The 12,802-nt window shown below is 72.5% G+C and carries 11 protein-coding genes; 6 read left to right on the forward strand and 5 right to left on the reverse strand.

What is annotated here, in order from left to right:
* The first annotated feature begins 131 nt into the window (after positions 1-131).
* Positions 132-656: an NAD(P)-dependent alcohol dehydrogenase gene (locus tag ABZ297_RS20150; RefSeq protein WP_355348003.1), complete on the forward strand. Its 525-nt coding sequence runs from the start codon at positions 132-134 to the stop codon at positions 654-656.
* A 46-nt stretch (positions 657-702) separates the two neighbouring features.
* On the opposite strand, the gene ABZ297_RS20155 is transcribed toward ABZ297_RS20150, so the two are convergent.
* The 4 genes from ABZ297_RS20155 to ABZ297_RS20170 are packed head-to-tail and all read right to left on the reverse strand — an operon-like array spanning position 703 to position 4,544.
* A complete protein-coding gene (locus tag ABZ297_RS20155) occupies positions 703-1,302 on the reverse strand; it encodes a response regulator transcription factor (RefSeq protein ID WP_350809438.1) in 600 nt (199 codons plus the stop codon).
* Positions 1,299-2,390: a histidine kinase gene (locus ABZ297_RS20160; RefSeq protein WP_355348006.1), complete on the reverse strand. Its 1,092-nt coding sequence runs from the start codon at positions 2,388-2,390 to the stop codon at positions 1,299-1,301. The genes ABZ297_RS20155 and ABZ297_RS20160 overlap by 4 nt, the downstream gene beginning before the upstream one ends.
* Positions 2,387-3,508: a histidine kinase gene (locus ABZ297_RS20165; RefSeq protein WP_355348009.1), complete on the reverse strand. Its 1,122-nt coding sequence runs from the start codon at positions 3,506-3,508 to the stop codon at positions 2,387-2,389. Before ABZ297_RS20165 ends, ABZ297_RS20160 begins: the two co-directional genes overlap by 4 nt.
* 49 nt (positions 3,509-3,557) lie before the next feature.
* On the reverse strand, positions 3,558-4,544 hold the full coding sequence (locus ABZ297_RS20170) for a hypothetical protein (RefSeq protein WP_355348012.1): 987 nt from the start codon (positions 4,542-4,544) through the stop codon (positions 3,558-3,560).
* 119 nt (positions 4,545-4,663) lie between these two features.
* Here ABZ297_RS20170 and ABZ297_RS20175 point away from each other — a divergent pair, with 119 nt between their 5' ends.
* From ABZ297_RS20175 to ABZ297_RS20190, 4 genes are all read left to right on the forward strand, one after another.
* On the forward strand, positions 4,664-5,578 hold the full coding sequence (locus ABZ297_RS20175; RefSeq protein WP_355348015.1) for an LLM class F420-dependent oxidoreductase: 915 nt from the start codon (positions 4,664-4,666) through the stop codon (positions 5,576-5,578).
* A 49-nt stretch (positions 5,579-5,627) separates the two neighbouring features.
* Positions 5,628-7,181 (forward strand): 3' terminal RNA ribose 2'-O-methyltransferase Hen1, encoded by a 1,554-nt coding sequence (locus ABZ297_RS20180; protein ID WP_355348018.1) that lies wholly within the window; start codon positions 5,628-5,630, stop codon positions 7,179-7,181.
* Between the two features lies 1 nt (position 7,182).
* Positions 7,183-9,645 (forward strand): polynucleotide kinase-phosphatase, encoded by a 2,463-nt coding sequence (locus tag ABZ297_RS20185; protein WP_355348145.1) that lies wholly within the window; start codon positions 7,183-7,185, stop codon positions 9,643-9,645.
* A gap of 72 nt (positions 9,646-9,717) precedes the next feature.
* Positions 9,718-11,115 (forward strand): sugar porter family MFS transporter, encoded by a 1,398-nt coding sequence (locus ABZ297_RS20190; protein WP_355348021.1) that lies wholly within the window; start codon positions 9,718-9,720, stop codon positions 11,113-11,115.
* A 45-nt stretch (positions 11,116-11,160) separates the two neighbouring features.
* Here the strand turns inward: ABZ297_RS20190 and ABZ297_RS20195 are convergent, their stop codons facing one another.
* A complete protein-coding gene (locus tag ABZ297_RS20195; RefSeq protein ID WP_355348024.1) occupies positions 11,161-11,802 on the reverse strand; it encodes a TetR/AcrR family transcriptional regulator in 642 nt (213 codons plus the stop codon).
* Positions 11,803-11,924: 122 nt separating this feature from the next.
* Here ABZ297_RS20195 and ABZ297_RS20200 point away from each other — a divergent pair, with 122 nt between their 5' ends.
* Positions 11,925-12,788: an SDR family oxidoreductase gene (locus ABZ297_RS20200; protein WP_355348027.1), complete on the forward strand. Its 864-nt coding sequence runs from the start codon at positions 11,925-11,927 to the stop codon at positions 12,786-12,788.
* The last annotated feature ends 14 nt before the right edge of the window (positions 12,789-12,802 follow it).

The raw sequence follows: 12,802 nt of genomic DNA on the forward strand, positions 1-12,802 counted from the left end.
CGGTGCACGCGACGCATCGCCGCGGGCTTGTGAGAGAACAGCGACTCGAACAACCGTATGGTGGTGGTCACCACGAAGGGTGCATCCCAATTCTCCGCGACAGCGCCCGCGTGCGGCCAGGGCAGCAGGTCATGATCATCGGCGCGGCGGGAGGCGTCGGGACGTTCGCCGTGCAGCTCGCCAAGGCGTTCGGCGCGAGCGTGACCGGCGTGTGCGGTGCGGCCAAGGCCGACCTGGTGCGCTCCCTCGGCGCCGACGACGTCATCGACTACACCCGGCACGAGATCGACCGCGACGGACCGCGGTACGACGTCGTCATCGACACCGCCGGGAACCGCCCGCTGTCCCTGCTGCGGCGCGCCATGACGCCGCGCGGGACCCTGGTGCTGGTCGGCAGCGGGTTCGGCGGGGGCCCGCTGTTCGGCGGCTACGACCGTCAGCTCCGGGCGCCGCTGGTGTCGCCGTTCGTGAGCCAGCGGCTGCGCAGCCTGGCCGCCAAGGAGCGTGCCGAGGACTTTGAGGAGCTGGGACGGCTGATCGAGTCCGGTGCCGTGACGCCGGTCATCGACCGCACCTACGCCCTCAGCGACGCGCCCGACGCGATCCGCCACCTCGCCGAGGGCCACGCGGCGGGAAAGACCGTCATCACCGTGTGAGTCGTCACGTGTGAACAGACCACCCGCCGTGCGGGCCACGGCCGTCCTACAGCCAGCCCATGCGCTGGGCCGTGCGGATGGCCTCCAGCCGGTTCTGGGCGTTCAGCTTGGTCATCGCGCTCGACAGGTAGTTGCGGACCGTGCCCTCCGTGAGGTGGAGTTCGGCGGCGATCCTGGCCACCGTCGCGCCGTCGCCCGCCAGGCGCAGGGCGTCGCGTTCCCGCTCCGTGAGGGGGCTGTCGCCGGCCGCCATCGCCGCCGCCGCCAGCTCGGCGTCGAGGTAGCGGCCGCCCGCCTGCACCTTGCGGATCGCCATCGCCAGCTCCTCGGCGGAGGCGTCCTTGCCGAGGAAGCCGCTGACGCCCGCGGCCATCGCCCTGCGCAGGTAGCCGGGACGGCCGAGGCTCGTCAGGATGACGATCTTGCACTGGGAACTGATCTGCTCGGCGGCGCTCAGCCCGTCCATGCCGGGCATCTCGATGTCGAGGACGGCGACGTCCGGGTGGTGCTCGGCCACCGCGGCGAGGACCTCGTCGCCCCTGCCGACCTGCGCCACCACCTCGATGCCCGCCTCCAGGTCGAGCAGGGCGGCGATCGCGCCGCGGATCAGGTGTTCGTCGTCGGCCAGCAGCACGCGGGTCGTCATGCTGGCACCTCGGCCTTGAGCAGGTACACCCCGTCAGGTGTCGGCGCGGCGGAGAGCGTGCCGCCCGCGGCGGTGACGCGCTGCGACAAGCCACCGAGCCCGTTCGGCGCGTGCTCGCCCACCGGACCTCCCACCCCGTCGTTGGACATCTCCAGCACTCCATCCTTGATCGTGATAGTGCAGTGCCCTGCCTTGCTGTGCTTGAGGACGTTGGTCGCGCCCTCGCGCACCACCGTGGCGAGCAGCGTGCGCGTCTCGGCGGGCAGCGAGCCGGTCTCGGCGCGGACGGTGCAGCGCACGTCCGCCGCTTCCAGCACCGCCCGCACGCTGGCGAGCACCTCGTCCAGGTCGAGCGCCCGGTAGTTCTGGACGACGGCGCGCACCTCCCGCAACGACTGCCTGGTCAGGTCGCGCACCTCGAACATCTCCGCCGCGGCCGCCGCCGGGTCGAGCCGCAGCGCGTTCTCGGCGACCGCGGCCCTGGCCGAGATGTCGGCCAGGCTCTGGCCGAGCAGGTCGTTCAGGTCGCGGGCGAAGCGCAGCCGCTCCTCCGAGACGGCCAGCCTGGCCTTGACCTCCTGCCCCTCGTGCGCCTCCCTGGCGACCCGCCAGAGCCACAGGTTGGCACGCACGGCGCCGACGGCCAGCGCCGTGATGACGGTCTGGATCAGGGCCACCGGCCAGGCGACGAAGCCGGCCTCGGACGTGATGCGCAGGTTGACGACCACGACCGACACGAGCGACAGCAGGACGATCGTGCGCCTGCGGACGAACGGCGCCAGCATCGCCAGCCACACCGGCATCGGCCAGACGATCGGAAAGGCCGCGAGCACGGCCACGATCGCCCCGGAAACGGCCAGGATCGCGGTCGGCCGGGGCCCGCCCCTGACGGCGATCCTGAACGGCCGGGTCGACAGGGCCGTGAAGACGAGCAGCAGCACCGACGCTCCCACCACCAGCGGCAGCGACAGCCCGGCCTGCCGGCGGATGTACAGGTCGAGGAGCCCGATCAGCGGGATCAGGTGGATGACGTCGGTGGAGTAGACGACGAGCCAGCGAACCTTGTCGAGCTTCGACGCGCGCCTCATGCCGGCACCGCCGCGCGCAGCAGGAACTCCCCGCCGGGGGTGGTCTGCGCGGAGAAGGTGCCGCCCGCCGTCGCCAGCCGTTCGGACAGGCCGCGCAGCCCGCTGCCGGAGCCGGTCGCCGGCTCGACGACGCCGTCGTTGCGCATCTCCAGCACCCCGCCGTCGATCGTGATCGAGCAGCGCGTGGCGGCGCTGTGCTTGAGGACGTTGGTCGCGCCCTCGCGCACCACCCAGGCGAGCAGCGCGCGGGCGCTGGGCGACAACTCCTCGGCCCTGGTGTCGATCACGCACCGGGTGCCCGCGGCCTCCAGCGCGGCGCGCACGCCCGCGAGCTCCTGGTCCAGGTCGAGGTCCCGGTAGCCGTCGACGGCGAGTTGCACCTCGGCCAGCGACTCGCCGGCCAGGCGGCGCACCTCGGCCATCTCGGCCGCCGCCTTGCCCGCGTCCTTGGTGGCGAGCTTGGCGGCCAGTTCGCTCTTCAGCGTGATGACGGACAGGCTGTGGCCGAGCAGGTCGTGCAGGTCGCGGGCGAAGCGCAGCCGCTCCTCCGAGACGGCCAGCCTGGCCTTGGCCTCCTGGCTCTCATGAGCTTCCCTGATCGTCCACCACAGCCAGCGCCACAGCCACATGGCCACGGGCAGCAGGACCGAGCTGATCGTCTGCGAGATCAGCAGCAGTTGCCACGGCTGCCCGGTGATCACGGCGACGACGGCGGTGACCGCCCCCGCGGTCGCGACGATCGCGCACACCGCCCACCACAGCGGCAGATACAGGACGGCGGCCGACAGCCAGAGGGTGGCGACCATCTCCCACGTCCCGCTCGGGCTGACGGGCCCCGGCGGGAGCAGCGCGAGCGCGCCCGCCGCGAACAGCCCGCTGACCACCAGCTTGACCGTGGGACGCGGCTCGTTGTCGTAGGCCGCCCGGAGAACGAAGGGGACCAGCGCGGACGAGCCCAGCAGGCAGAGCACGGCGGCGACGGCGTGCGGGACGGAGATCCGCGCGGGAGGGACGAGCGCGGCGACGACGAGCAGGCTCATCGCGATCGCCAACAGGCCGATCGTGCCGTCCATCCAGTACAGCAGGATCTTCCGCGCGGTCTCGGGACGGGTAGCCAATCACCCTCCCCTCGCCGACAAAGACCCCGTTGTACGAAAATCCTATAAGTCAATCAGCGGTACGCCACAGAAGACGTTCGACGGCGGGCGGCGGAGCGGGGCCGCGCAGCGACAGCCAGGCGAGCTCGTGCCGCCCCGCGTAGGCGACCAGCTCCCGGGCGGCGGACTCACTCAGATCGGACGGGCTCGCCAGCACGGCGGTGAGCGCGAGCCGCTTCCACGCCTCGTCGTCCGTCAGCCCCAGCGCGTGCCCCACCTCGCTCCTGGCGGCCCGCACCGCCTCGGCCAGCCGGCGCAGCCGCCCGGCGGGCGCGCTCTGCGGCTCGATCGGGGCGAGCAGGTTGACCGTGGCCAGGTCCGCGCCGGCCTCGCGGGTCAGGCGCAGCATGGCGATGTCGCCGCCCGACAGCCCGGACGGACGCAGCCGCAGCGTGAACCCCACCCGCAGCCGCCGCTCCCGCTGCAGGACGTGGATCGCCCGCGCCCGGCGCAGCACGGTGGCGGTGTCGGCGCTGTCGCGGACCTCGACCTCCAGGTAGGACGCGTGGAAGGTGTCGGCCACCTTCCGGTAGGCGGTGAGCAGGGCGCCCGGCCTGGTGCAGGTGGCGGCGAGCTCCCGCCCGGCGGGACCGCCGAGGACCGGGCCCGCGTCGCCGCCCATGTCGCGCAGCAGTTCGATCCCGCTGGCCGTCGAGCCGGGTTTGGCCCAGACGGGCGAGCAGCCGTCGGCCCCCGCGACCAGGTGGCCGAGGGCGTACCAGCGCACGCCCGTGCGGCGCGAGTCGGCGGGCAGGTCGAAGCCGGGGGCGCGGGCGGTGTCGACGAAGCCGACGAACCCCGAGGGGCCGTCGGGCACCACCTGCTGGACGGCGGGGACGGGAGGTCGCACCACCGGCGACGGCGACGGGGGCCGCTCCGGGGGGACACGCGCGGGCAGCAGCGAGATCGCCGTCACGGTCGCCCCCGCCAGTGTCAGCGTGGCCAGGAACGAGACAGGAGGCGGGAGCGTGCCTGGCTCCCTCTTCCGGCGCGGCATGGGACACCCTCCGTGTTACTCCGGCTACAGAGAGCGCTGGATGGTGAACGTTAGCAAGCGTTCGCGGTGTCGCGGGGGCATTCTCCGGATGACGTCCGTTGTGTGCGGATAATGTGGGCATGAAGTTGCGGATCTTCACCGAGCCCCAGCAGGGTTACACGTACGACGACCTGCTCAGAGCCGCCCAGACCGCGGAGCGGCTGGGCTTCGACGCGTTCTTCCGGTCCGACCATTACCAGCGCATCGGCCCCGGCGACCCGGGGGCGGGCTCGACCGACGCCTGGATCACGCTGGCAGGGCTGGCCAGGGAGACGTCCACCATCAGGCTGGGGACACTGGTGAGCCCCGCCACCTTCCGGCTGCCCGGCCCGCTGGCGATCAGCGTCGCGCAGGTGGACCAGATGAGCGGCGGGCGGGTCGAGCTGGGGCTGGGCACCGGCTGGTTCGACGGCGAGCACGCCGCCTACGGCATCCCGTTCCCGCCGGCCAGGGAGCGGTTCGGCCGGTTCGAGGAGCAGCTCGAGATCGTCAAGGGGCTCTGGACGTCCGAGAAGCCCTACGCGTTCGAGGGGAGCTACTACCGGCTCGTCGACTCGCCCGCGCTGCCCAAGCCGGTGCAGCGGCCGCACCCGCCGATCATCATCGGCGGCCTCGGCGCCAAGCGCACCCCGCGCCTGGCGGCCACCTACGCCGACGAGTACAACGTGCCGTTCCGGACGCCCGCCGAGACCGGCGCGGCCTTCGGCCGGGTGCGGGAGGCGTGCGAGGAGACGGGGCGCACGCTCGTGCTGTCGGTGGCGCAGACCGTGTGCGTCGGACGCGACCAGGCCGAGCTCGACCGGCGGGCCGCCGCGATCGGCCAGGACGTGGCGTCCCTGAGGGAGGGCGGGCTGGCGGGAACCCCTGCCGAGGTCCTGGAGAAGATCGGCGAGTTCGCGAAGCTGGGCGCCGAGCGCCTCTACCTCCAGGTGCTGGACCTGTCGGACCTGGAGCACGTGGAGCTGATCGCGGCCGAGGTGCTGCCGCACGTGTGATCGGCATAACGGTTGGCGCGGGTTTGGCTGGTTACGTCATGCTGGAAAAGTGCTGCTGACGATCTCGACCACTGCCAGGCCCGCCACCGACCTGGGCTTCCTCCTGCACAAGCACCCCGACCGGCTGCAGGAGTTCGGCCAGTCGTTCGGCACGGCCACGGTGTTCTACCCGGAGTCGGGCGAGGACCGCTGCACGGCGGCGCTGCTGCTGGACGTCGACCCGATCGCGCTGGTCAGGTCGCGCGGCAAGGGCTCGCCCGACTTCAGCCTGTCGCAGTACGTCAACGACCGTCCCTACGCCGCCTCGTCGCTGCTGGCCGTCGCCCTGGCGGACGTCTTCCGCACCGCGCGGGCGGGGCGCTGCAAGGCCCGGCCCGAGCTGCCCGGCACGGCGCTGCCGCTGGAGATCCGGCTGCCCGCGCTGCCCTGCCGCGGCGGGCCCGACCTGGCACGGCGGCTGTTCGAGCCGCTGGGGTGGGAGGTATCGGCGCAGGCCGTCCCGCTCGACGAGGGGTTTCCCGAGTGGGGCGATTCACGTTACGTCCGGCTCGCGCTGAGCGGGACCGTCCGGCTGGCCGACGCGCTCAACCACCTGTACGTGCTGCTACCCGTCCTCGACGACGGCAAGCACTACTGGATCGCACCCGACGAGGTCGACAAGCTGATCAGGGCGGGGGAGGGGTGGCTCGCCGAGCACCCCGAGCGCGGCCTGATCGCACGCCGCTACCTCGGCCGCCGCCGTGCGCTCGCCCGCACCGCGCTCTCCAGGCTGGCGGAGCTCGGGGACGAGACCGAGGAGCACCTGGAGCCCGCCCTCGCCGAGGAACCGGCCCCCGGCGACTCCGCCGCGGACGAAGCCCTGGCGGCCGAGTCGCAGGACGCCCTCACGGCCACCGAGGCCGACGACCCGCAGCTCGCCACCCCCGCGGCCACCGAGGCCGAGCCGCAGACCCCTCCTTCGCCCGACGGCCCCGGGACGGGGGGCGCGTCCGGGGAGGCGGTGCCGAAGGCGCTCAACGTGCGCCGGCGCGAGGCCGTGCTGCGGACACTGGAGGAGCTCGGCGCGACGAGCGTGATCGACCTGGGCTGTGGCCGGGGCGAGCTGGTCGGCGCCCTGCTGGCCAGGCCGAGGTTCGCCAGGGTCGCCGGCGCGGACGTCTCGGCGATGGCTCTCACCATCGCCGCCCGCAAGCTCAGGCTCGACCGGATGCCTGACAGCAAGCGCGCCAGGCTCACCCTGTTCCAGGGTGCGCTCACCTACACCGACAAGCGGTTCGCCGGCTACGACGCCGCCGTCCTGATGGAGGTGATCGAGCACGTGGACCCGCCGCGCCTGACCGCGCTGGAGCGGGTCGTGTTCGGGCACGCCAGGCCGGCCCACGTCGTGGTCACCACGCCGAACGTCGAGTACAACGTCCGCTACGAGTTCCTGACCGGCCTGCGCCACCCCGACCACCGCTTCGAGTGGACCCGCGCCGAGTTCGCCGCCTGGACGTCGCGGGTGGCCGAGCGGTACGGCTACCGCGTCGCCGTCAAGCCCGTGGGCGAGGACGACCCCGAGGTCGGCCCGCCCACCCAGATGGGAGTGTTCACCCGTGATTAGCGTGCCCGAGTTGTCCCTTGTGGTGCTCGTCGGCGTCTCGGGCAGCGGGAAGTCGACGTTCGCCGCCAAGCACTTCAAAGCGTCGCAGGTGATCTCGTCCGACTTCTGCCGCGGGCTGGTCGCCGACGACGAGAACGACCAGTCGGCCACGCCCGCCGCGTTCGACCTGCTGCACCACATCGTCGGCGTGCGGCTGGCGAGGGGCCTGTTCACGGTCGTGGACGCGACGAACGTGCAGTACCCCGCCCGCAAGAGCCTGATCGACCTGGCCAGGAAGCACGACGTGATGGCCGACGCGATCGTCCTCGACGCTCCCGAGGAGGTCGCGATCGAGCGGAACGCCGCCCGTCCCGACCGCGACTTCGGGCCGGGCGTGGTGATCCGCCAGCGCAAGGACCTGCGGCGCTCGCTGGGGAAGATCTCCCGCGACGGGTTCAGGAAGGTCCACGTGCTCCGCGGCCTGGACGAGATCGACCACGCCAACGTCAGCTACGAGAAGTCGTGGAGCGACAAGCGCGAGCTGACCGGCCCGTTCGACGTCATCGGCGACGTCCACGGCTGCCGTTCCGAGCTGGTGTCGCTGCTGGACCGGCTCGGCTGGGAGGTCACCGCCACCGGCGCGCGGCACCCGGAGGGCCGCACCGCCGTGTTCGTCGGCGACCTGGTCGACCGCGGCCCCGACACGCCGGGCGTGCTGCGTCTGGTCATGGGCATGGTGGAGGCGGGCACGGCGATCTGCGTCGCGGGAAACCACGAGCAGAAGCTGGTCAGGGCGCTCAACGGGCGCAAGGTCACGGTCGCGCACGGCCTGCGGGAGTCGCTCGACCAGCTCGCGGCCGAGCCGCCCGAGTTCACCGAGCGGGCCCGCGCGTTCATGGACGGCCTGCTCAGCCACTACCGCCTCGACGGCGGCGCGCTCGTCGTCGCGCACGCCGGGCTCAAGGAGGCCTACCACGGCCGCGCCTCCGGCAGGGTGCGCTCGTTCGCCCTGTACGGCGACACGACCGGCGAGACCGACGAGTACGGCCTGCCGGTCCGCTACCCGTGGGCGGAGGAGTACCGGGGCCGCGCGATGGTCGTCTACGGCCACACGCCGACGGTCGCCCCCGAGTGGGTCAACAACACGATCTGCCTCGACACGGGCTGCGTCTTCGGCGGCGAGCTGACCGCGCTGCGCTACCCCGAGCGGGAGCTGGTCTCCGTCCCGGCCGAGAAGGTCTGGTACGAGCCGGCCAAGCCGCTCGCCGGAGCCGTCCGCGACCCGGCCATGCTGGACATCAACGACGTCCAGGGCACCCGGCACGTCGAGACCCGGTTCGGGGCGCGCGTCAAGGTGATGGAGGAGAACGCCGCCGCCGCGCTGGAGGTCATGAGCAGGTTCGCGGTGGACCCCCGCTGGCTGGTCTACCTGCCGCCGACCATGGCGCCGCCGGAGACGTCGTCCCTCGACGGCCACCTGGAGCACCCGAACGAGGCGTTCGAGGAGTTCGCCGCCCACGGGGTGGCCGAGGTCGTGTGCGAGGAGAAGCACATGGGCTCGCGGGCCGTGGCCGTCCTCGCCAGGACGCCCGAAGTGGCGGCGGCGCGGTTCGGCGTCACCGACGGCAGCGCGGGCGCGGTCTACACCCGTACCGGCCGCCCGTTCTTCGACGACGTGACGCCGCTGGTGGATCGGCTGCGCGCGGCCTGCGAGCCACTGTGGGACGCGCTCGGCTCCGACTGGGTGGTGCTCGACTGCGAGCTGCTGCCCTGGTCGGCGAAGGCGGGCGAGCTGATCAGGAGCCAGTACGCCAGCGTCGGCGCCGCCGCGCGGGCGGCGCTGCCGGACGCGGTCGCCGCGCTTGAGGCGGCGGCCGGGCGAGGGCTGGATGTGGGCACGATGCTCACCCGCGCCCGGCGCCGCACCGAGAACGCTGCCCTGTTCCGCGACGCGTATGCGCGTTACTGCTGGCCGGTCGACGGCCTGGACGGGATTCGGCTTGCGCCGTTCCAGATCCTGGCCTGCGAGGGACGGGCCACGGCCCTGGAGCCGCACGCCTGGCACCTGTCGACGCTGGCCCTGCTCGACTCGCCCCTCATCGCGCAGACCAGGCACGTGTTCGTCTCCCTGGACTCGCCGCGGTCACGCGCCGAGGCGGTGGCCTGGTGGGAGTCGCTGACGGCCGCCGGAGGGGAGGGCATGGTCGTCAAGCCCGCCGTCCACACGCCGGGCCGGGTCCAGCCCGGCGTCAAGGTCCGCGGCAGGGAGTACCTGCGCATCATCTACGGCCCCGACTACACCGAGTCGCTGGACGTGCTGCGCAGGCGCTTCCTCGGCAAGAAGCGCTCCCTGGCGCTGCGCGAGTACGCGCTGGGGCTGGAGGCGCTGTCCCGGCTGGCCGACGGCGAGGCGGGCTGGCGCGTCCACGAGCCGGTGTTCGCCGTCCTGGCGCTGGAGTCGGAGCCCGTGGACCCGCGCCTGTAGCAGCCGAAGTCCGCCGAGCGCGCCTAGCGCGGGGGACCCGGGGTACTTCCCGAGCCAGGGGAGGGGGCCCGGATGGCTGCTCAACACCACCAGGAGAACCTCGGGCACATCGTCTTCATCACGGCAGCGGCCGCCATCGGCGGCTTCCTGTTCGGCTACGACAGCTCCGTGATCAACGGCGCGGTGACGGGCATCCAGCGGTACTTCCACGTCGGGCCCGTCGAGATCGGTGTGGTGGTGGCCATCGCGCTGCTCGGCTCCGCGGCCGGCGCGTGGGTGGGAGGCGGGCTGGCCGACCGCTGGGGACGTACCAGGACGATGCAGGCGGCGGCCGTGCTGTTCGCCGTCAGCTCGATCGGGCAGATGCTGCCGTTCGCCCTCTGGGACCTGGCCTTCTGGCGGGTCCTGGCCGGCATCGCGATCGGCATGGCCTCGGTGCTCGGCCCCACCTACATCGCGGAGGTCGCGCCGCCCGCCTACCGGGGCAGGCTCGGGTCGTTCCAGCAGCTCGCGATCGTGCTCGGCATCGCCGCGTCGCAGCTGGTCAACTACGTCCTGGTGCGGCTGGCCCGGGGGGACGTCAACAACGTGGTGTGGGGGGTGCGGGCCTGGCAGTGGATGCTCGGCGCCTGCGTCGTGCCCGCGCTGCTCTACCTGCTGTTCGCCTCGGCCATCCCCGAGTCGCCCAGGTACCTGATCGCGTCCGGACGTACCGCCGAGGCCCGCAGAGTCCTGGCCGAGGTCGAGGGGGCGGACGTCGATCTGGAAGCCAGGGTGGCCGAGATCCAAAACGTGCTGAGGACCGAGCGTGTCCCGACGATGAAGGACCTGCGGGGGCCGGCGTTCGGGCTGCTGCCGATCGTCTGGGTCGGTATCACCCTGTCGGCCTTCCAGCAGTTCGTCGGCGTCAACGTGATCTTCTACTACTCGTCGGTGCTCTGGCAGTCGGTCGGCGTCACCCAGAGCAACTCGCTGTTGATCAGCTTCTCCAGCTCGGTCATCAACATCATCGGCACGTTCATCGCGATCTCGCTGGTCGACAGGATCGGCCGCAAGCCGCTGCTGCTCATCGGGTCCGCCGGGATGGCGATCTCGCTGGGCACCGCGGCCTGGGCGTTCAGCGCCGCCAGGCGGGTGCTGGGCGTCGTGAGCCTGCCGGATGCGCAGGGGCTGGTCGCGCTGGTCGCCGCCAACGTGTTCGTGCTGTTCTTCGCCATGTCCTGGGGCGTGGTCGTCTGGGTGCTGCTGGGCGAGATGTTCCCGAACCGGATCCGTGCCGCCGCCCTGGGCGTCGCCGCGGCCGCCCAGTGGGTCGCCAACTGGGCGATCACCGTCTCGTTCCCCGCCCTGGCGGCGTGGAACCTGCCGTTCACGTACGCCATGTACGCGTTCTTCGCCGTGCTGTCGTTCGTCTTCGTCGCCCGGCGGGTCAGGGAGACCAAGGGCCGCCCGCTGGAGGACATGGGCTAGCCTCCGGGACGTGCTCGACGAACCTGCCCCGCCCCGGCGGCGTCGTCACGCTGTAGGCGAACCAGGGGGACGCGGGCGCAGGCCGTTGAGGGCGGTCTCCACCACGGTGTCGGCGAACGCGGCCGTGAGCGGGCCCTCCCGGTGCAGCCAGCGGCCGCGCAGCGTCCCCCAGATCAGGTCGATGGCCACGTCGAGGTCCACGTCGGGCGAGAGCTGCCCGGCGCGCTGCGCGCTGCGGAGCCGGCGCCTCTTGAGTTCCTTCACGGGCTCGTCGAGCCGTTCGGCGAAGTCGGCGGCGAGGGCCGGGTCGAGGAGCGTCTCGACGGCGAGCGCGCGCATCGGCTCGCTGTAGCGGGGGTCGTTCAGCTCGATGACGGTGGCGCGGAGGACCGTCTTCAGGTCGGCTTCGAGGTCGCCGGTGTCGGGCAGCTCGGCGAGCTGTTCGCCGTCCCCTTCTGGGCCGTCCTCTTGGGAGAGCATCAGCAGCGCGTCGAACAGGACCGCGCCCTTGGACGGCCACCAGCGGTAGATCGTCTGCTTGCCCGCGCCGGCCCTGGCCGCGATGCCCTCGATGCTCAGCCGGGCGTATCCGACCTCTCCGGCGAGGTCAAGCGCGGCGGTGAGGATGGCCCGGCGGGTGGCCTGGCTGCGCCGGGCGGCGTCGGGGGCTCTGCGCTGCGTTGTCATGAAGCAAGCATACGCCAGACGTGAGACGAGACGGCCCGTCTTGTCATCTCGACGGAGGTGTGCGTAGAGTACGGCGAGTCGAGACGGTCCGTCTCGACTCGTCCGACCAAAGGAGCACCCATATGGCCACCGCACCGACCGGCCGGGTCTGGTTCATCACCGGAGCGAGCAAGGGCCTGGGCCGCGCCTTCACCGAAGCCGCGCTCGGCGCCGGCGACCGCGTGGTCGCCGTGGCCCGCACCCTCACCTCCCTGGAACCGCTCGCCGCCGAGCACGGCGACCGCCTGCTCGCCCTTCCCCTGGACGTCACCGACCGCGCGGCCGTCCACGCCACCGTCGAGGAGGCGGTGCGGCACTTCGGCCGCTTGGACGTCGTCGTCAACAACGCCGGCTTCCTCGCCATGGGAATGATCGAGGAGTTCACCGAGGCCCAGGCGCGCGCCCAGATGGAGACCAACTTCTTCGGCGCCCTCTGGGTCAGCCAGGCCGTGCTGCCGCACCTGCGCGCCCAGCGATCCGGGCACCTCGTGCAGATCTCCAGCATCGGCGCGCTCGGCGGGTACCCCCTGACCGGGATGTACAGCGCCAGCAAGTTCGCCCTGGAAGGGATGAGCGAGGCCCTGGCCGCCGAGGCCGCGTCCTTCGGCGTCAAGCTCACCATCGTCGAGCCCGGCGGGTACTGGACCGACCTCTACACCACCGGGCTGACCGCCACCGACCCGCTCGACGCCTACGCGCCGCTCCGGGCCGACCTGGAGAAGCGCTTCGCCGAGGGGTCCGTGGACAGCATGCCGCACCTGGCCGCGGAGGCGGTCATGAAGCTCGTGGACAGCCCCGAGCCGCCGCTGCGGCTGCTGCTCGGCAGCCTCGCCTACGACCTGGCCTTCGACGTCTCGCGGCAGCGGATGCAGACCTGGGCGGCGTGGGAGGAGACCAGCCGGGCCGCCGAGCAGGCCGCCGAGGCGCCCGAGGGGTACGGCTCGTGAGGGCCCAGGCCCGC

Origin of the sequence: Nonomuraea sp. NPDC005983, assembly GCF_040614375.1 — a bacterium.
Lineage (GTDB): Bacteria > Actinomycetota > Actinomycetes > Streptosporangiales > Streptosporangiaceae > Nonomuraea.

Coding starts and splice junctions, on each gene's coding strand:
- ABZ297_RS20175 (WP_355348015.1), top strand. CDS start 4,664: ATGAAGTTGCGGATCTTCACCGAGCCCCAGCAGGGTTACACGTACGAC.
- ABZ297_RS20150 (WP_355348003.1), top strand. CDS start 132: ATGATCATCGGCGCGGCGGGAGGCGTCGGGACGTTCGCCGTGCAGCTC.
- ABZ297_RS20190 (WP_355348021.1), top strand. CDS start 9,718: ATGGCTGCTCAACACCACCAGGAGAACCTCGGGCACATCGTCTTCATC.
- ABZ297_RS20170 (WP_355348012.1), bottom strand. CDS start 4,544: ATGCCGCGCCGGAAGAGGGAGCCAGGCACGCTCCCGCCTCCTGTCTCG.
- ABZ297_RS20160 (WP_355348006.1), bottom strand. CDS start 2,390: ATGAGGCGCGCGTCGAAGCTCGACAAGGTTCGCTGGCTCGTCGTCTAC.
- ABZ297_RS20155 (WP_350809438.1), bottom strand. CDS start 1,302: ATGACGACCCGCGTGCTGCTGGCCGACGACGAACACCTGATCCGCGGC.
- ABZ297_RS20200 (WP_355348027.1), top strand. CDS start 11,925: ATGGCCACCGCACCGACCGGCCGGGTCTGGTTCATCACCGGAGCGAGC.
- ABZ297_RS20195 (WP_355348024.1), bottom strand. CDS start 11,802: ATGACAACGCAGCGCAGAGCCCCCGACGCCGCCCGGCGCAGCCAGGCC.